The sequence below is a fragment of the Mesorhizobium sp. M0808 genome (genome assembly GCF_040320025.1).
Lineage (GTDB): Bacteria > Pseudomonadota > Alphaproteobacteria > Rhizobiales > Rhizobiaceae > Mesorhizobium.
Genome location: NZ_JAMYOX010000023.1, coordinates 22909 through 39163 on the forward strand (window position 1 = coordinate 22909; position 16255 = coordinate 39163).

Genomic DNA, 16255 nt, shown 5'->3' on the forward strand with positions numbered 1-16255 from the left:
GTTCAAATGCTCTATTGCTGCGTGGCTGAGGCCTCCGGCTGCGGCACTTGCGGCGCCGGCGCCGGGATTGAAAGGCCTTCGGCATCGAACGCCTGCTTGACGCTCTTGGTGAGGTCGATCTGGGCGGCGAAGAAATCGGCAGCCGCCGTCCAGTAGCGCAGGGTGATGGCGACGGTGCTGTCGCCGACAGTCGCGACAAAGGCGATCGGCGCCGGCTGCCGCCTGACGCGTCGGTCGGCGGCGGCGACACCGAGCATGGTCTTCTGCGCAAAATCGATGTCGTTCCAGGAGCCGATGCTGAGCGTGATGTCGCCGCGGCGCACACCGTTGCGGGTGAAATTGCGGACCGGCTGGTTCCACAGGGTCGAGTTGGGTGCAAGCACGTAGACGCCTTCGACCGTCCTCAGCGTTGTGGCAAACAGCCCGATCTCCTCGACGGTGCCGGATATCGCGCCGACTTCGACATATTCGCCGATGCGGAACGGCCGCAGCGCCAGGAGCATGATGCCGGCGGCAATGTTCTGCAGCGTGCCTTGCAGCGCCAGGCCGATGGCCAGGCCGGCGGCACCGATAGCGGCAATGATCGAAGCCGTCTGCACGCCGAACTGGCCGAGAACCATGATTACGACCAGTCCCAGGATGGCGTAGCGGACGACCTGCGAGAAGAAATGGCGGAGCGTTTCGTCGAAGCCGCTGATATGGCCGAGGCCGGCATAGATCGAACGCTCGGCGAGGCCGGCGACGATGTAGCCGATGACCAGCAGGATGACGGCGCCGACCGCCGAAAGCGAGTAGGAGACGATCAGCGTGCTGAGTTGCGCCAGGCCGGATTGCACGGTGAGGAGAGCGTTCTGGGGATCGATCGGCATGTCGGGATTCCGGTTCGTGGATGAGCCGATAACCGCTGCGGGGCGAGGCGGTTCCGATTTTCTGGCCCGAAAAGCCGGATATTCGGCCGCTGCCGGGTGCCTGCTTGCGAGCGGTGTCTTGAAACTGCAACCTAACTCTGCCTATCTAAGCAGTGTCACCTGATTTCAGAGGTGATTTGGTTGTTCTTGCTGCGAAAGGAAATACACTGAGAACAGCACTGCGGAAGAAGGCCGACATCGTGCCTTCGCCGGCCGGGATCAGCGTAAACGACGCCGTGTCCCGCGCCATCAAGACAGTCCTTGCCAGTCTGGAAGACTCCAAGGCCGAAAACATCGTCTCAATCGACATTCAGGGGAAATCGAGCCTCGGCGACTACATGGTCGTCGCGTCGGGCCGATCGCACCGTCATGTCTCGGCTGTTGCCGATCATCTCCTCAAGGCGCTGAAGGATGCCGGGCTCGGCACTGCACGCGTCGAGGGGCTGGCTGGCGCCGACTGGGTCCTGATCGATTCGGGCGACATCATCGTCCATGTCTTCCGTCCCGAGGTCCGCGATTTCTACAATCTCGAAAAGATGTGGCAGGCGCCCGATCTCGAGGAGGAGACCCTCCACTGAGCCGTATTCGTCTTGATGCATGTCGTCGTCCGACATGCATCAGCGGCTCTTCGAGGCAGGGATGAAGATTACGGTTCATGCCGTGGGCCGAATGAAAGCCGGCCCCGAGAAGCAGTTGGCCGACCGCTATTTCGAGCGTTTTGCCAGGAGCGGTCCTGCCGTGGGCCTCGAATTCGCCGGGATCGTCGAGATTGCCGAAGGTCGCGCGCAGACGGCCAATGAGCGCCGGCGCGAGGAAGGCCAGAAACTGCAGACGCACTTGCAACCGGGCACGGCGCTGATGCTGCTGGATGAGCGCGGCAAGAACCTTTCCTCCGAGGATTTCGCCGGTCGCATAGGTTCGCTGCGCGATGGCGGGCGCAAGGCGCTGGTGATCGCCATTGGCGGCGCCGACGGCCATGACCAGTCACTGCGCGACCTGGCTGATCTGACGGTGTCGCTCGGCGCGCTGACCTGGCCGCATCAGCTCGTCCGCGTGATGCTGGGCGAGCAGCTTTACCGGGCGGCCACGATCCTTTCCGGTCACCCCTACCATCGTTCATGAAGTCGGCTCCGTCGGCGAATTGATGCCAGCCGCCCGGATTTTTGCCCCAATGCTCATCGACAGTTTGGGCTCATGGGGTTTGTCGATGACGGCCGGGGCTCGAACATGGTTGATGGTTCGTTAACGAAGCCGCGCATAGAGTTGGGCTTCAATGTCTGAAGACTGGAAATCACGAACGGGCTCCTGGCGCGTGCGCTACGGCATCGCCGTGGCGACGATCGCGCTTTCGCTCGGCGTCGCGCGGGCCGAGAACACGCTCGACCTGGCGCCCGACCCGGACCAGAGCCGCGCCGAATACGAAAAAGTATCGAAAGAGATCACGCAGTCGTCCGAGCGGCTGGCCAAGCTCGCCGCTGACATAGCGGCTGTCAAGAAGGACCACGCCTCGATCACCGCGGCGCTGATCCAGTCGGCGATGACCGAGCAGAAGCTCGGCCAGGACATCGAGGACATTGGCGGCAAGCTGGAAGGGCTGAAGGCGCAGGGGCAGAAGATCCGCGCCTCACTGGCCGCCAGACGCGACGTTCTGGCCGAAGTGCTCGGCGCGCTGCAGCGCATGGGGCTCAATCCGCCGCCGGCGATCCTGGTCAAGCCGGAGGACGCATTGTCGTCGGTGCGCAGCGCCATCCTGCTCGGTGCCGTGGTGCCGGAACTGCGCCACCAGACCGACATGTTGCTGGCCGACCTCAAGGAGCAGTCGCGGGTGACGGCCTCGATCGAGGCCGAGCGGGCGCGGCTGACGGCAGCTGTCGGCGAGCAGGCGGCGGAAAAAAAGCGGCTCGGCATGCTGCTCGAAGCCAAGCAGAAGCTCGCCGCCGATACGCAAACCGCGCTGGCCGCCGAAAAGCAGCGGTCCGCGACGCTGGCGGCCAAGGCCGGCAGCCTGAAAGAACTGATCGCCTCGCTCGAGGCCGACAGAGCCCGCAAGGCGGCGGATGCGGCCAAGGCAGCCGAGCAAAAGACGGCCGACGCCGACAAGGGCCCGGCATCGGCTGCGGCGCCGACGGAATTGGCCTCGCTGCCGGTGCCGGAGAGCAACAGGCTCACCGCTGCCGCGCCGTTTTCCGCGCTTCAAGGGCAGATCGCGCTGCCGGTCACCGGCAGGATCAAGCGGCGCTTCGGGGCCGACGACGGTAACGGCGCGGTGATGCTCGGTGACATGGTTGCGACACAATCGGGAGCCATCGTCACAGCGCCGGCGGATGGAAATGTGCTTTATGCGGGGCCTTTCCGCTCTTACGGTCAACTCTTGATCCTGAATGCGGGTGACGGCTATCATGTCGTCCTGGCGGGGATGAGCAGAATCAGCGTCGCGTCTGGCCAGTCGGTGCTCGCAGGTGAGCCGGTCGGCGCGATGGGAGAGGCCCGGGTGGCGAGCACCTCGGCATCGAAGAATGGAAATGCCACACCGGAGCTCTATGTCGAGTTCCGCAAGGATGGAAAACCCGTCGATCCGGCCCCATGGTGGGCGGACCGTTTTTCTGGAAGGACGTGAATAATGCGGAAACTGTCGCTTCTGTTTGCCGGTGCGCTGATGGGTGCATCGGCGATGAGCCTGGTCTATGGCGCGCCCGGCTCGACAGCGAAGGCTGCGGGCTCCGAGACCTATAAGCAACTGGCGATCTTCGGCGATATCTTCGAACGGGTAAGGGCGAATTATGTGACGCCGCCCGACGACAAGTCGCTGGTTGAAAATGCCATCAACGGCATGCTGTCGTCGCTCGACCCACACTCCTCCTACATGAATGCCGAAGAAGCGCAGGACATGCGCGTGCAGACCAAGGGCGAATTCGGCGGCCTCGGCATCGAGGTCACCATGGAGAACGACCTGGTCAAGGTGATCACGCCGATCGACGATACGCCGGCCGCCAAGGCAGGCGTGCTCGCCGGCGACTATATCGCCAAGATCGACGGCGAGGAGGTCCGCGGCCTGACCCTCAACGACGCCGTCGAGAAGATGCGCGGGCTGGTCAATACGCCGATCAAGCTCACCATCCTGCGCCAGGGCGCCGACAAGCCGATCGAACTGACCGTCGTGCGCGATATCATCAAGGTCAAGGCGGTCAAGTTCCGGGTCGAAAACGACATCGGCTACATGAAGATCACCTCCTTTACCGAAAAGACCTATGACGACCTCGAGAATGCCATCGACACCATCAAGAAGCAGGTGCCGAACGACAAGCTCAAGGGCTACGTGCTCGACCTGCGCCTCAATCCGGGCGGTTTGCTCGACCAGGCGGTGAGCGTGTCGGATGCCTTCCTCGACCGTGGCGAGATCGTCTCGACGCGCGGCCGCGATCCGAAGGACGTCACCCGCTTCGACGCGCGGGCCGGCGACGACATCGGCGGCAAGCCGCTGATCGTGCTCGTCAATGGCGGCTCGGCCAGCGCATCGGAAATCGTTGCCGGCGCGCTGCAGGATCTGCGCCGCGCCACCGTGGTCGGCACGCAGTCCTTCGGCAAGGGTTCGGTGCAGACCATCATTCCGCTCGGCGAGAACGGGGCACTGCGGTTGACGACGGCGCTCTATTACACGCCGTCCGGCAAGTCGATCCAGGGCAAGGGCATCACGCCCGACATCAAGGTCGACCAGCCGCTGCCGGCGGAACTGCAGGGCAGGGACCTGACGCGCGGCGAATCGGACCTCAAGGGCCATATCAAGGGCGCCGACGAAAGCACGACCGGTTCGGGCTCGGCCGCCTATGTGCCGCCGGAACCCAAGGACGATTTGCAGCTCATCTATGCCGAGCAACTGCTGCGCGGCCAGAAGACCGATCCGGCGTTCCCGCCGAATCCGCAAAAGGCCGTGTTGAACCAGTAAGGGCGGGCAAGCCGGGCCAAACAGGTCTGGCTGCCTGAGCGAAGCGATGCGATGCTGCCGGGGCCGCGAGGCTCCGGCAGTTTGATTCGGGGGCCGCGGCCGGCATGCTGCGCGTCCAGTGGAGCAAGGGGACGCGCCGACATTTTGGATTTTGCGCCTCCGGAGAAGGTTTACTTCGGGGATGCACGCCGGGGGGTGCGGGCTTGGCTGATATCGGCAAGGACATAGAACGACCTCTCGGACAGGCGATCCGGCTGCCGCGCTCAGGCAGCGGGATCAGCGCCGGTGCGGTCGCGGCCGCGCTTGTCGTGCTGTCCGTGGTCGGCGTCTCCAGCGCGATCGCCTTGCGAGACAAGCCGTTCCGGAAGCTGCAAGAAGTAGCCGTTTCGACGCCGAAGACGCCGGCGGCGGATACCGTCGCCGCGCCCGCCAAGGCGACGCCCGAAATGGCTGCGCCAAGCAACGCAAGGGGGGCCAACATAAGCGGGCCGAAGACGGGCGGTCCGCAGATCATCCATGTCCAGACCGAAGAGGGCGACGGTCCACCCAATGCGGCCATCGTCATCCGCGACCCTTCGACGATCGGCCAGAACCTCAGGATCGCGCACATTCCCGACAAGGCGCTGGTCGAGGCCAGCGAAACCGGTCCGTTGCCGATCCGCGCCGCCGACGGCAGGCGCCCGTTCGATGTCTATGCGCGGCCGTGGTCCGGGGCTCGCGGTGCACGCGTCGCGCTCGTCATCGGCGGGCTTGCCGTGTCGCAGACCGGCACGCAGGCAGCCATCGCCAAGCTGCCGGCGGAAGTGACGCTGGCCTTCGCGCCGCAAGGCAACAGCATCGGCCGCTGGATGCAGGTGGCGCGGCAGAGCGGCCATGAGGTCATCATGCAGGTACCGCTTGAGCCGTTCGACTATCCGAACGTCAATCCCGGCCGTAACACGCTGACCGTGGCTGCAACGCCGGACGAGAATTTGAAGAATTTACGCTGGGCGCTGTCGCGAACGACCAACTACACCGGCGTCATGAACTATATGGGCGCCCGCTTTTCGGCCGACGCGACGGCGATGGGGCCGTTGATGGCCGAGCTTGGCAAGCGTGGTCTGGCCTATGTCGACGACGGTTCGTCGGCGCGCAGCCTGGCACCCGAACTGGCGCTGAAGGACGGCGTGCCGTTCGTCGGCGGCGATACGGCGATCGATGCGGTGCAGGACCGCGGCGCCATATTGAAGAAACTGGATGGGCTGGAAGCGACGGCACGGGCGAAAGGGTTTGCCGTCGGCATCGGCTCGGCTTTCGACCTGACGGTGGATACCGTGTCTTCCTGGGTGACCGAGGCCAAGAAGCGTGGCATCGAGATCGTGCCGGTTTCGGCGGTGGCCATAGATCCGGAAAAAGGCTGAGATGGCAAAGAACAAGCTCGTTGACCCCGAGACGCTGCCCTACCGGCCCTGCGTAGGGGTGATGGTCCTCAATGAGGCCGGCCTGGTCTGGGTCGGCCGTCGCATTGCCGAGCCGGACAGCGAATTCGCTGGAACGACGCAGCTCTGGCAGATGCCGCAGGGCGGCATCGATGATGGCGAGGAGCCGCTGCCCGCGGCGGCGCGTGAACTTTACGAAGAGACCGGCATGCGTTCGGTGTCGCTGCTGGCCGAGGCGCCGCACTGGATCAAATACGACCTGCCGGCGCATCTGGTCGGCGTCGCCTTCAAGGGACGATATCGCGGCCAGACGCAGAAATGGTTTGCCTTCCGTTTCCACGGCGACGAAACCGAGATCGCGATCAATCCGCCGCCGGGTGGCCACAAGGCCGAGTTCGACCGGTGGGCGTGGCGGCCGATGCTGGAATTGCCGGGCCTAATCGTGCCGTTCAAGCGCAAGGTCTACGAAGACGTGGTGGCGGCGTTCCGGCACCTGGTGGCGTAGCCGCCGGCCTTCCGTTAAAACAGGTCGGCATGAACGACATCTCCAGCAAATCTCTTCCGCCGACCGTCACCCTGGGCGAACCGATCAGCGAAGCCGCGGCAGGGGCGATCCTGACCATCGATCTCGGCGCCGTCCGTGAGAACTACCGGCGGCTGAAGGCGCGGCTGGGCGGCGTCGGCTGTGCTGGAGTGGTCAAGGCCGACGGCTATGGGATTGGCGCGGCGCCGGTGGCGGCGGCGCTGATGGGTGAGGGCTGTAATACTTTCTTTGTTGCGCATTTGGCCGGCGGCATCTTGCTGCGCAAGGCGCTCGGCTCAGACCCGGCCATTTATGTGCTGAACGGCATTCCGCCGGGTGCGGAAAGGGAAGCGGTTGCGGCAGGGCTTTGCACCGTACTCAACAGCGCCAGCCAGCTCTCGGCATGGCGTGAAGCGGCGGGGCGGGTGGGCCGCAAATTGCCAGCCGCCCTCCAGGTCGACAGCGGCATGTCGCGGCTCGGCATGACGCCATCCGAGGTGAAGGCAGTCGCGCAGGATCCGCAGGCTTTCGACGGTGTCGAACTGACGTTCGTGATGAGCCATCTCGCCTGCGCCGATGAACCCGAGCAGCCGGCCAACGAGCGGCAGCGGCTGGAATTCGAACGGCTGCGCCGGATGCTGCCGGAAGCGCCGGCTTCCTTTGCCAATTCATCAGGCATTTTTCTCGGGCAGCGCTATCACTACGACCTCGTTCGTCCGGGTGCCGCTCTCTATGGCGTCAATCCGACGCCGGCGAAGGACAATCCGATGCTGCCGGTGGTGCGATTGCAAGCCAAGGTCATCCAGACGCGGATATTGGAGGCCGGCGCCGGTGTCGGCTACGGTCACACTTTCCACACCAAGGCTCCGCTTGCCGCGGCTACGATTTCGCTCGGCTATGGCGATGGCTGGCATCGACGCGCCGCTTCCTCCGCCTGGCTCGAAAATGTGCGGCTGCCCTTCGTCGGCCGGGTTTCGATGGATTCGATCATCCTCGACATTTCCGCATTGCCGCCCGGCAGGCTGAAGGCCGGCGACCTCGTCGAACTCATTGGACCGTCGTCGCAGACGGTGGACCAGGTAGCCGGCCAAGCCGGCACCATCGGCTATGAGGTCTTGACCAGCCTCGGCCACCGTTTCCACCGGCGCTATGTGAATGGCTAGGACGCAAGGTTGTTGTCCTCACGCATGTCTTTTCCCTAAGCATCGGCACTTGGCTGACGCCACAGAATCCGGCAGACATGAGGCGGCGATGATCCCGGTCTCGAATCCCGACGAGATGCCGCCGCGGAGAACCAAACGATGAAGATCTTCGTGCTGGGCGGCGGCGTGATCGGGGTCACCACCGCCTATTTTCTTGCCGAGGCCGGTCATCAGGTGACGGTGATCGATCGCCAGAAAGGCCCGGCGCTGGAAACCAGCTTTGCCAATGCCGGCGAGATCTCGCCCGGCTATGCCTCGCCCTGGGCCGGGCCCGGCGTTCCGCTGAAGGCCATCAAATGGCTTTTGATGAAGCACGGTCCACTGGTGGTGCGACCGGCCCTCGATCCGCATATGTGGATGTGGCTGGTCAAGATGCTGCGCAATTGCACGGCTGAACGCTACGCGCTGAACAAGGCGCGCATGGTGCCGCTGGCCGAGTACAGCCGCGACACGCTGAAGGCGCTGCGCGAGGCGACCGGCATCGCCTATGACGAGCGCGCCAAGGGCACGCTGCAGCTCTTCCGAACGCAAAAGCAGCTCGACGGCGTCGGCGGCGATGTCGAGGTGCTGAAGGCCTATGGCGTCCCCTACGAGGTCCTCGACCCCGACGGCTGCATTGCGGCCGAGCCTGGGCTGGCCGGCGTGCGCGAAAAATTCGTCGGTGGCCTGCGGTTGCCCGGCGACGAAACCGGCGACTGCAAGATGTTCACCGACAGGCTTGCCGAGCTTTGCGCGGCACGCGGCGTCACCTTCGAATACGACACGGAGATACGGCGCGTCGTCAAGAAGCGCGATCGCATCACCAACGTCAGCACCAGCAAGGGCTGGATGGTCGCTGATGCCTATGTGATGGCGATGGGCAGCTATTCGGCACGGTTCATGCGCATGCTGAAGCGGCCCATCCCGGTCTACCCGGTCAAGGGCTATTCGATCACCCTGCCGATCAAGGACGCCGCCGCCGCACCGGTCTCGACCGTGATGGACGAGAGCTACAAAGTAGCGATCACCCGGCTCGGCGACCGTATCCGGGTCGGCGGCACGGCGGAGATTTCCGGCTTCGACCTGCGGCTGCACGAATCGCGGCGGCGCACGCTCGAACATTCGGTCGGCGACCTGTTTCCGGGCAGCGGCGACATGCGATCGGCGACCTTCTGGTGCGGGCTGCGGCCGATGACACCGGACGGGCCGCCGCTGATCGGCCGCACCGATTTCTCCAATCTCTATCTCAACACCGGCCATGGCACACTCGGCTGGACCATGGCCTGCGGCTCGGCCAAAGTTCTGGCCGACATCATCTCCAGCCGGGTGCCCGAGATCGACGTCGGCGATCTCGGGCCCGGACGGTACGCCAAGTAAGACGCCCACCAGCTAAGACAGCCAGCGGCCGGCAGGGCTCACGCGAACAAACCCCTGTCCCGTTCGACGGCCTTGGTAATGAAGCTCGCGACGACCTGGACGCGGCGCAGCGGCCTGACCGATTCGTGGTAGACCAGCCAGTAGGCGCGGCGGATGGGCGCAACGATATCGAGAGGCACCAGCTCCGGCATCGAGCGGGCAACGAAGGTGTGCAGGATGCCGATGCCGGCGCCGGAACGCACCGCTTCGGCTTGGCCGAGCGCCGAGGAAATGGCGAAGCTGGTGCGCCAGTCGGGGCTGAATTCGGCCGCGTAGTCGAGCGAGCGACTGACGATCAGGTCCGGCACGTAGCCGATCAGCGTATGCTGGCCTAGCTCGGCGGCGGTTCCGGGCAGGCCATGGGTGTCGGCGTAGGCCCGCGACGCGAACAGGCCGAGCGTGTAGTCGACCAGCTTTCCCGCCACCAGGCGGCCTTCCGTCGGCCGTTCGACGGTGATGGCAATGTCGGCCTCGCGCCGGGACAAAGAGAAGGAGCGTGGCACCGGCACCAGCTGGATGGTGAGCTCACGGTGCAGAGCGGTCAGCGCGCCGAGGCGCCTGGCCAGGAAGGCGACGCCAAAGCCATCCGGCGCGCCGATGCGCACGGTGCCCGAGACGTCGTCGCCTTCGCCTGAAACGGTCGAGCGCGCGGCGATCATGTCGCCCTCCATGCGTTCGGCAATCTCGAGGAAACGCTCGCCCGCCGGCGTCAGCTCGCTGCCGGTGGTAAGCCGGCGAAACAGTTTTGTCCTGAGCGCATCCTCGAGGGCGGCAATGCGGCGCGAGACGGTCGCGTGATTAAGCTCCAGCCGCCTGGCGGCGCCGAGGATCTGGCCGGCCCGCGCTACGGCAAGGAAGATACGGGCATCATCCCAGTTCATGAGGGTGGTCCTGGCGATAACGATCAAAACCGCGTTCCTTCGCGCCCCCCTCTGTCCTGCCGGACATCTCCCCCTCAAGGGGGGAGATTGGCAGTTTCGCCGCAGGCGTCTTTCTTGCCGCGGTGAAGATTTCCGAAGGCGGGCGTGACAGCCAATCTCCCCCCTTGAGGGGGAGATGTCCGGCAGGACAGAGGGGGGCGGTGAAGGAACTCAATCTCAATCCTTGCTGCTGGGGACCTGCATTCTTCCTATTTGCGAGAATTGATGCTCTGCCGTCAACCGCTATCTATTCTCCGCACAACGGTTGCGTTTTCGCTCGCGTTGCCATCGCTCCCGCAAAGGCGGACAATGCCTCATCACGAACCAGGGAGAGAGACCATGATCGAATACGGTCATTTCATCGGCGGCAAGCGCGTCGCCGGAACCAGCGGCCGCAAGCAGGACGTCATGCAGCCGATGGACGGCACGGTGCGCGGCACGGTGGCGCTGGCTTCGCAGGCGGAATTGCGCGCGGCGGTCGAAAACGCCAAGGCCGCACAGCCCGGCTGGGCGGCGACCAATCCGCAGCGACGCGTACGCGTCCTGATGCGGTTCCTCGAGCTGGTCGCCAAGGAGTATGACGCGCTGGCCGAGATATTGGCGCGCGAACACGGCAAGACCATCGCCGACGCCAAGGGCGACATCCAGCGCGGCCTCGAAGTGGTCGAGGTCTGCATCGGTGCGCCGCATATGATGAAGGGCGAGTTCACCGATGGCGCCGGCCCCGGCATCGACGTCTATTCGATGCGCCAGCCGCTCGGCGTGGTCGCCGGCATCACGCCGTTCAATTTTCCGGCGATGATCCCGTTGTGGAAGATCGCGCCGGCCATCGCCTGCGGCAATGCCTACATCCTCAAGCCGTCGGAGCGCGATCCGGGCGTGCCGATGCGGATTGCCGAACTGTTCATCGAGGCCGGTCTGCCGGCGGGCATCCTCAATGTCGTCAACGGCGACAAGGAAGTGGTCGACGCCATCCTCGACGATCCCGACATCAAGGCCATCGGTTTCGTAGGTTCGACACCGATCGCCCAGTACATCTATTCGCGCGGCTGCGCGGCCGGCAAGCGCGTGCAGTGCTTCGGCGGCGCCAAGAATCACATGATCATCATGCCGGATGCCGACATGGACCAGACCGTCGACGCGCTGATCGGCGCCGGCTACGGCTCGGCCGGCGAGCGCTGCATGGCGATCTCGGTGGCCGTCCCGGTCGGCAACGACACCGCCAACCGGCTGATGGAAAGACTGGTGCCGCGCGTCGAGAGCCTGAAGGTCGGTCCGTCGACGGATTCTTCCGCCGATTTCGGCCCGCTGGTCACGGCGCAGGCGCTGGAGCGGGTCAAGTCCTATGTCGACACCGGCGTCAAGGAAGGCGCCAAGCTGGTCGTCGACGGCCGCGGCTTTTCCATGCAGGGCTACGAGAACGGCTACTATATGGGCGGCTGCCTGTTCGACAATGTGACCGCCGACATGCGCATCTACAAGGAAGAGATCTTCGGGCCGGTGCTCTCGGTCGTTCGCGCACCGACCTACGAGAACGCCATCAAGCTCGCCAACGAGCACGAGATGGGCAATGGCGTCGCCATCTTCACCCGCGACGGCGACGCGGCGCGCGACTTCGCCTCGCGGGTTCAGGTCGGCATGGTCGGCATCAACGTGCCGATCCCGGTGCCGATCGCCTACTACACCTTTGGCGGCTGGAAGGCGTCCTCCTTCGGCGACCTCAACCAGCACGGGCCGGACGCGTTCCGCTTCTACACCAAGACCAAGACGGTAACGTCGCGCTGGCCGTCCGGCGTGAAGGATGGTGCCGAGTTCGTCATCCCGACGATGAACTGATCCAAATCGCAGAAAGCAAGAAAAGGCCCGGGCACCAAGCTCGGGCCTTTTTGTCGCGGTCTTCATCGGCATGAACACTAATGTGATGGAACCAAGAAGGCAGCAATCTTCTTAGGTTGCAGTCCTGCCGCGAAGGAGACGCTGGCAGATCAACCAACGGCGCTGGTGACGGCTCCGGGGGATATGTCCGGCGCAAAGGAGGTGTCAGATGGCACGTCTCATGGCGACAATAGCTTGCGCTGCAGTGGCAGTTTCCGCGATACCGGCAATGGCTGCCGAGCAATGCGCGGCTCGCGCCGATATGGTCAAGGCGCTCGGCGAGAAGTTTCATGAAAACCCGAGCGCAGTCGGCGTCGTCAATCCGAATGTGGTGCTTGAAGTCTTCGTTTCCGACAAGGGCACATGGACCATCCTCGCCAGCGACACAAAAGGTCAAAGCTGCGTGATTTCAGTCGGCGAAGGCTGGGAAAGCGCGATGACGACAGCGGCGCTGCCAGGCATCTGAACGATTTATCACGGGTCTGCGCGCCTCGGCATGGCCGCGCGGCCTGTGGCTCATTCTTTCGGCGACAACCGTAAAACGGATCTGCAGGCGCCCGCTTGGGCGCCTGCTTGCGCTTTTCCATTGCCGATACCATATATCGAGAACATAATGGGAACATCTGGAATCGTTCCCACCAATGGCAGACCGGAACACAGAAAGGAACGACGCGATGATGATGACGTCGGAACCGGCCTGGATCGCTCCGGCAAAATGAGGCCGTCAAACCCCTCCTTTGCCGGAACGTGATGGCAAAGGAGGTGCCCTATGGCACGCAAATCGCTGTTGAGATGGGTGAAAACCCTGGTTTTTGCTGGCGCATTGGCGGTGGGTACGAACACCGCAGGCGCGCAATATCAATACTGCGTTGAACATGGCGAGATCGTCGCCCATTTGAGCGAGAAGTTCCAGGAAAGGCAGTTTGCTTTGGGGCTGATCGGTCATGAGGCGGTCATGGAAGTCTTTGTCGCCGAGACCGGAACCTGGACCATCGTCGTCACCGATATCGCTGGCAGAAGCTGCATCGTCGCGGCCGGCGACAATTGGGAAAACGTGATGGCCCTGCCCGGCCAGGGCGCATGACGAAATGGCAGGCTCAGCGCGTAGCAGCCGCCTCGGCATGGCCGCGCAAAAGCGCCATCAGCCGCTTGGCGTCCTTGGCCGCGGCCTCTTCGTCGCCGGCGAGGATCGAGCGGATCAGCGCGACATGGTGCTCGGCGGATTCGGCCAAGCCGGTATCGGCCTTGTAGCGAAACCAGAAGCGGCGGCTGTGGGTTTGCAAGGGTGCCGCCAGGCGCGCGGCGAACGGGTTGTCGGCAGCCAGCGCCAGCGCCTCGTCGAGCGCCTTGTCGGCCTGGATGAAGTAGAACACATTTTCCGAAATCACCGCCTTTTGCATGGCAAGGGCAGCGTCATGGAACAGGTCGGCGGCCTCGCGGGTAACGAAGCGGGCGGCCGAGCGGGCAAGCACCACCTCGACGCCACGGCGGGCGTCGAGGACACGCAGCCAGTCGCCGGGGTGGAGCGGCGCGATGGCGATGCCGGCGCGCGGCCGGACCTCGAGCAGCCCCTCCCAGGCCAGCCGCTGGATTGCTTCGCGAACCGGGGTGCGGCCGAGGCCGAGCCTGTCGATCAGCGCCCCCTCGGTGATGAAGCTCGCCGGCGCCAGTTCGAGAGTTACGATCATGTGCTCGAGCCTGCGGTAGGCCTTCGCGGTCGCCGGCTCGGAGCCCGGTCTGTCATATACCAATGCGACTTCTCCTGATATATTGTTGATATATCATATCAGATTCAATGTTGACAGCCGGCTTCTTAAGAAATATACGGCTGATATATCAGATGGAGTGATCGACATGTGGGCCGGAGTCTTCCCCGCCGTTACGACCAAATTCACCGAGGACGACGGCCTCGACCATGCCGAGATGGAGCGCTGCTTTGCGCTGCAGATGGAGGCCGGCTGTGACGGCATCATCGTCTGCGGGTCGCTCGGCGAGGGCCCGATGCTGTCGCACGACGAGAAGATCGCGGTGCTGAAGACCGCGCAGAAGATCGCCGGCAAGAAACCGGTGCTGTTGACGGTCAACGAGGCCGGTACACGCGAGGCGGCGGCGATCGCGCGCCGCGCCGCCAAGGAAGGCGCCAACGGTTTGATGGTGGTGCCGAGCCCGATCTACCATACCAATGCCGAGGAGACGGTCGCGGCACTCAGCGCCGTCGCCGCGGCCGGCGACCTGCCGGTGATGATCTACTCCAACCGGCTTGCCTATCGCGTCGACGTCACCGTCGACCAGATGGAGGAACTGGCGAAGGACCAGCGCTTCGTCGCCATCAAGGAGTCCTCCGACGATATCCGCCGCTCGACCGAGATCATCAACCGCCTCGGCGACCGCTACGATTTGTTCACCGGCGTTGACAATCTCGCCTTCGAGGCGCTGTCGGTCGGCGCTATCGGCTGGGTGGCGGGCCTGGTCACCGCGTTCCCGCGCGAGACGGTCGCCATTTACCAGCTGATGAGACAGGGCCGTCGCGAGGAGGCGTTGAAGATCTACCGCTGGTTCCGGCCGCTGCTCGACCTCGACGTCTCGACCTATCTGGTGCAGAACATCAAGCTCGCCGAAGTGTTGGCGATCAACACCAACGACCGCGTGCGCATGCCGCGCCAGCCATTGTCGGGCGAGCAGCGCAAGGCAGTCGAAAAGATCGTCAGGGATGCGCTGGCGGTGCGGCCAGAGCTGCCGACATTCTGATCCGGTCGCTTTGAAGGCATTTGCAGATGTGCAGCGCGGCGCATGGCAATGAATGATAATGCTACGCTCGATGTCGCCATCATTGGTGGCGGCATCATCGGCATCTGCGCCGCCGCCTTTCTGGCCGAGGCGGGCCAAAATGTCACGATCATCGATCGGACGGGGATCTGTGAGGAAACCAGCTCCAGCAATGCCGCTGCCTTTGCCTTCTCCGATGTGCTGCCGCTCGCCCACAAGGGCATGATCAAGCAGTTGCCGAAATGGCTCGCCGACCCGCTCGGCCCGCTCAGCATCCCACCCGCGTATCTGCCGAAGCTGCTGCCCTGGCTGGTCCGCTTCTGGCGCGCCGGCCGAAGCGACCGCTATGAAGCCGGCCTTGCCGCGCAGGCCGGGATGATGAAGCTCGCCGAGGCGGAATGGATGGGCTTGCTCGACCGCTCCGGCACACGGCCGATGCTGCATGAGGACGGCTCGCTCGAACTCTACGACAGCGAGGCCGAGTTCAAGGCCTCGCTGACCGGCTGGGCGGCAAGGCAGCGCTTCGGCATCGGCTTCAGCCATGTCGAGGGGAGCGCTCTCACAGCCCTGCAGCCCGGTCTGTCGCCGCGCTTCGTCAAGGGAACGTTCGTGCCGGGGTGGAAAACCGTTGCCGATCCCAAGCTGCTTGGAAAGGCCTTGTGGGCCTATGCCGAGAGGTTGGGCGCCGGGTTCGAAAGGGCCCGGATCGAGCGTGTCAAGGCGGGACAGGACGGCGCGATCTTGACCACGGCCGACGGCACGCGGCGACGGGCGAAGCACGTCGTCATCGCTGCCGGGGCCTGGTCGCATCTGCTGGCGAGACATCTCGGCGACGGAATCCCGCTGGAGACCGAGCGTGGCTACAACACGACGTTGCCGAAGACTGCCTTCGACGTAAAGCGGCAATTGATCTTCTCCGGGCATGGCTTCGTCATCACGCCGCTCGAGACGGGCCTGCGAGTCGGCGGCGCGGTCGAACTCGGCGGCCTTGAGAGGCCGCCCAATTATGCGCGCTCGAAAGCGCTGCTCGAAAAGGCGCAGAAATTCCTGCCGGGACTGGATCCGGCCAATGGACGCGAATGGATGGGGTTCCGGCCGTCGCTGCCGGATTCGCTGCCGGTGATCGGGCGATCGCAACAAACGCCGTCGGTGGTGTATGGTTTCGGCCACGGTCACCTCGGCCTGACCCAGGCCGCGGCGACCGGGCGCTTGATCCGCGAGCTCGTTCTCGAGCAGAATCCATCGCTCGATCTCGGCCCGTTCAGCCCGCAACGGTTTTGAGTTCGAAGACATTCAGTTGGGAGC

The 16255-nt window shown here is 64.3% G+C and carries 16 protein-coding genes; 13 read left to right on the top strand and 3 right to left on the bottom strand.

All coding sequences use genetic code 11. The features are described 5' to 3' along the window. Positions 1-11 precede the first annotated feature (11 nt). Positions 12-869: a mechanosensitive ion channel family protein gene (locus tag NKI25_RS23185; protein ID WP_023678069.1), complete on the bottom strand. Its 858-nt coding sequence runs from the start codon at positions 867-869 to the stop codon at positions 12-14. 239 nt (positions 870-1108) lie between these two features. Here NKI25_RS23185 and rsfS point away from each other — a divergent pair, with 239 nt between their 5' ends. From rsfS to NKI25_RS23225, 8 genes are all read left to right on the top strand, one after another. Next, the gene (gene rsfS / locus NKI25_RS23190) at positions 1109-1486 is read left to right on the top strand and encodes a ribosome silencing factor (RefSeq protein WP_023678068.1); all 378 of its coding nucleotides are present in this window, start codon (positions 1109-1111) and stop codon (positions 1484-1486) included. A gap of 61 nt (positions 1487-1547) precedes the next feature. Continuing rightward, positions 1548-2030: a 23S rRNA (pseudouridine(1915)-N(3))-methyltransferase RlmH gene (gene rlmH, locus NKI25_RS23195; protein WP_023678067.1), complete on the top strand. Its 483-nt coding sequence runs from the start codon at positions 1548-1550 to the stop codon at positions 2028-2030. Between the two features lie 151 nt (positions 2031-2181). Next, positions 2182-3525, top strand: a complete 1344-nt coding sequence (locus NKI25_RS23200) for a murein hydrolase activator EnvC family protein (RefSeq protein ID WP_352644596.1) — start codon at positions 2182-2184, stop codon at positions 3523-3525. After that, positions 3526-4851, top strand: coding sequence for a S41 family peptidase (locus tag NKI25_RS23205; protein ID WP_023678065.1), 1326 nt, complete (start codon positions 3526-3528; stop codon positions 4849-4851). A gap of 203 nt (positions 4852-5054) precedes the next feature. After that, a complete protein-coding gene (locus NKI25_RS23210; RefSeq protein WP_023678064.1) occupies positions 5055-6251 on the top strand; it encodes a divergent polysaccharide deacetylase family protein in 1197 nt (398 codons plus the stop codon). Position 6252: 1 nt separating this feature from the next. Further along, positions 6253-6774 carry an RNA pyrophosphohydrolase gene (locus NKI25_RS23215; RefSeq protein ID WP_352574652.1) on the top strand — a complete coding sequence of 174 codons (522 nt, stop codon included), beginning with the start codon at positions 6253-6255 and terminating at the stop codon, positions 6772-6774. A 29-nt stretch (positions 6775-6803) separates the two neighbouring features. After that, positions 6804-7955, top strand: a complete 1152-nt coding sequence (gene alr / locus NKI25_RS23220) for an alanine racemase (RefSeq protein WP_352999527.1) — start codon at positions 6804-6806, stop codon at positions 7953-7955. Between the two features lie 138 nt (positions 7956-8093). Continuing rightward, complete coding sequence (locus tag NKI25_RS23225; protein WP_502897415.1) at positions 8094-9350, top strand: D-amino acid dehydrogenase; 1257 nt, start codon at positions 8094-8096, stop codon at positions 9348-9350. A 38-nt stretch (positions 9351-9388) separates the two neighbouring features. Here NKI25_RS23225 and NKI25_RS23230 read toward each other — a convergent pair whose 3' ends face one another. Continuing rightward, entirely contained in the window at positions 9389-10270 is an 882-nt protein-coding gene (locus tag NKI25_RS23230) for a LysR family transcriptional regulator (protein ID WP_023678060.1), read from the bottom strand. Positions 10271-10648: 378 nt separating this feature from the next. Between NKI25_RS23230 and NKI25_RS23235 the strand changes: the two genes are divergently transcribed. The 3 genes from NKI25_RS23235 (at position 10649) to NKI25_RS23245 (ending at position 13268) form a co-directional block, all read left to right on the top strand. Next, positions 10649-12145 carry a CoA-acylating methylmalonate-semialdehyde dehydrogenase gene (locus NKI25_RS23235; protein WP_023678059.1) on the top strand — a complete coding sequence of 499 codons (1497 nt, stop codon included), beginning with the start codon at positions 10649-10651 and terminating at the stop codon, positions 12143-12145. Between the two features lie 208 nt (positions 12146-12353). Beyond that, positions 12354-12650, top strand: coding sequence for a hypothetical protein (locus tag NKI25_RS23240; RefSeq protein WP_352574655.1), 297 nt, complete (start codon positions 12354-12356; stop codon positions 12648-12650). A gap of 303 nt (positions 12651-12953) precedes the next feature. Further along, a complete protein-coding gene (locus NKI25_RS23245; protein ID WP_352569558.1) occupies positions 12954-13268 on the top strand; it encodes a hypothetical protein in 315 nt (104 codons plus the stop codon). 13 nt (positions 13269-13281) lie between these two features. Here the strand turns inward: NKI25_RS23245 and NKI25_RS23250 are convergent, their stop codons facing one another. Then, positions 13282-13872 (bottom strand): GntR family transcriptional regulator, encoded by a 591-nt coding sequence (locus NKI25_RS23250; protein ID WP_502895519.1) that lies wholly within the window; start codon positions 13870-13872, stop codon positions 13282-13284. Between the two features lie 166 nt (positions 13873-14038). Between NKI25_RS23250 and NKI25_RS23255 the strand changes: the two genes are divergently transcribed. Both NKI25_RS23255 and NKI25_RS23260 read left to right on the top strand, forming a co-directional pair. Further along, entirely contained in the window at positions 14039-14932 is an 894-nt protein-coding gene (locus NKI25_RS23255; RefSeq protein ID WP_352590039.1) for a dihydrodipicolinate synthase family protein, read from the top strand. Positions 14933-14980: 48 nt separating this feature from the next. Continuing rightward, positions 14981-16231, top strand: a complete 1251-nt coding sequence (locus tag NKI25_RS23260; RefSeq protein ID WP_352999529.1) for an NAD(P)/FAD-dependent oxidoreductase — start codon at positions 14981-14983, stop codon at positions 16229-16231. Positions 16232-16255 lie beyond the last annotated feature (24 nt).

Excerpts from the sequence above, each read along its gene's own strand:
- NKI25_RS23240 (WP_352574655.1), top strand. The coding sequence starts at position 12,354 with ATGGCACGTCTCATGGCGACAATAGCTTGCGCTGCAGTGGCAGTTTCC.
- NKI25_RS23230 (WP_023678060.1), bottom strand. The coding sequence starts at position 10,270 with ATGAACTGGGATGATGCCCGTATCTTCCTTGCCGTAGCGCGGGCCGGC.
- NKI25_RS23255 (WP_352590039.1), top strand. The coding sequence starts at position 14,039 with ATGTGGGCCGGAGTCTTCCCCGCCGTTACGACCAAATTCACCGAGGAC.
- alr (WP_352999527.1), top strand. The coding sequence starts at position 6,804 with ATGAACGACATCTCCAGCAAATCTCTTCCGCCGACCGTCACCCTGGGC.
- NKI25_RS23225 (WP_502897415.1), top strand. The coding sequence starts at position 8,094 with ATGAAGATCTTCGTGCTGGGCGGCGGCGTGATCGGGGTCACCACCGCC.
- NKI25_RS23235 (WP_023678059.1), top strand. The coding sequence starts at position 10,649 with ATGATCGAATACGGTCATTTCATCGGCGGCAAGCGCGTCGCCGGAACC.
- NKI25_RS23215 (WP_352574652.1), top strand. The coding sequence starts at position 6,253 with ATGGCAAAGAACAAGCTCGTTGACCCCGAGACGCTGCCCTACCGGCCC.
- NKI25_RS23260 (WP_352999529.1), top strand. The coding sequence starts at position 14,981 with ATGAATGATAATGCTACGCTCGATGTCGCCATCATTGGTGGCGGCATC.
- rlmH (WP_023678067.1), top strand. The coding sequence starts at position 1,548 with ATGAAGATTACGGTTCATGCCGTGGGCCGAATGAAAGCCGGCCCCGAG.
- NKI25_RS23185 (WP_023678069.1), bottom strand. The coding sequence starts at position 869 with ATGCCGATCGATCCCCAGAACGCTCTCCTCACCGTGCAATCCGGCCTG.
- NKI25_RS23245 (WP_352569558.1), top strand. The coding sequence starts at position 12,954 with ATGGCACGCAAATCGCTGTTGAGATGGGTGAAAACCCTGGTTTTTGCT.
- NKI25_RS23250 (WP_502895519.1), bottom strand. The coding sequence starts at position 13,872 with ATGATCGTAACTCTCGAACTGGCGCCGGCGAGCTTCATCACCGAGGGG.
- NKI25_RS23200 (WP_352644596.1), top strand. The coding sequence starts at position 2,182 with ATGTCTGAAGACTGGAAATCACGAACGGGCTCCTGGCGCGTGCGCTAC.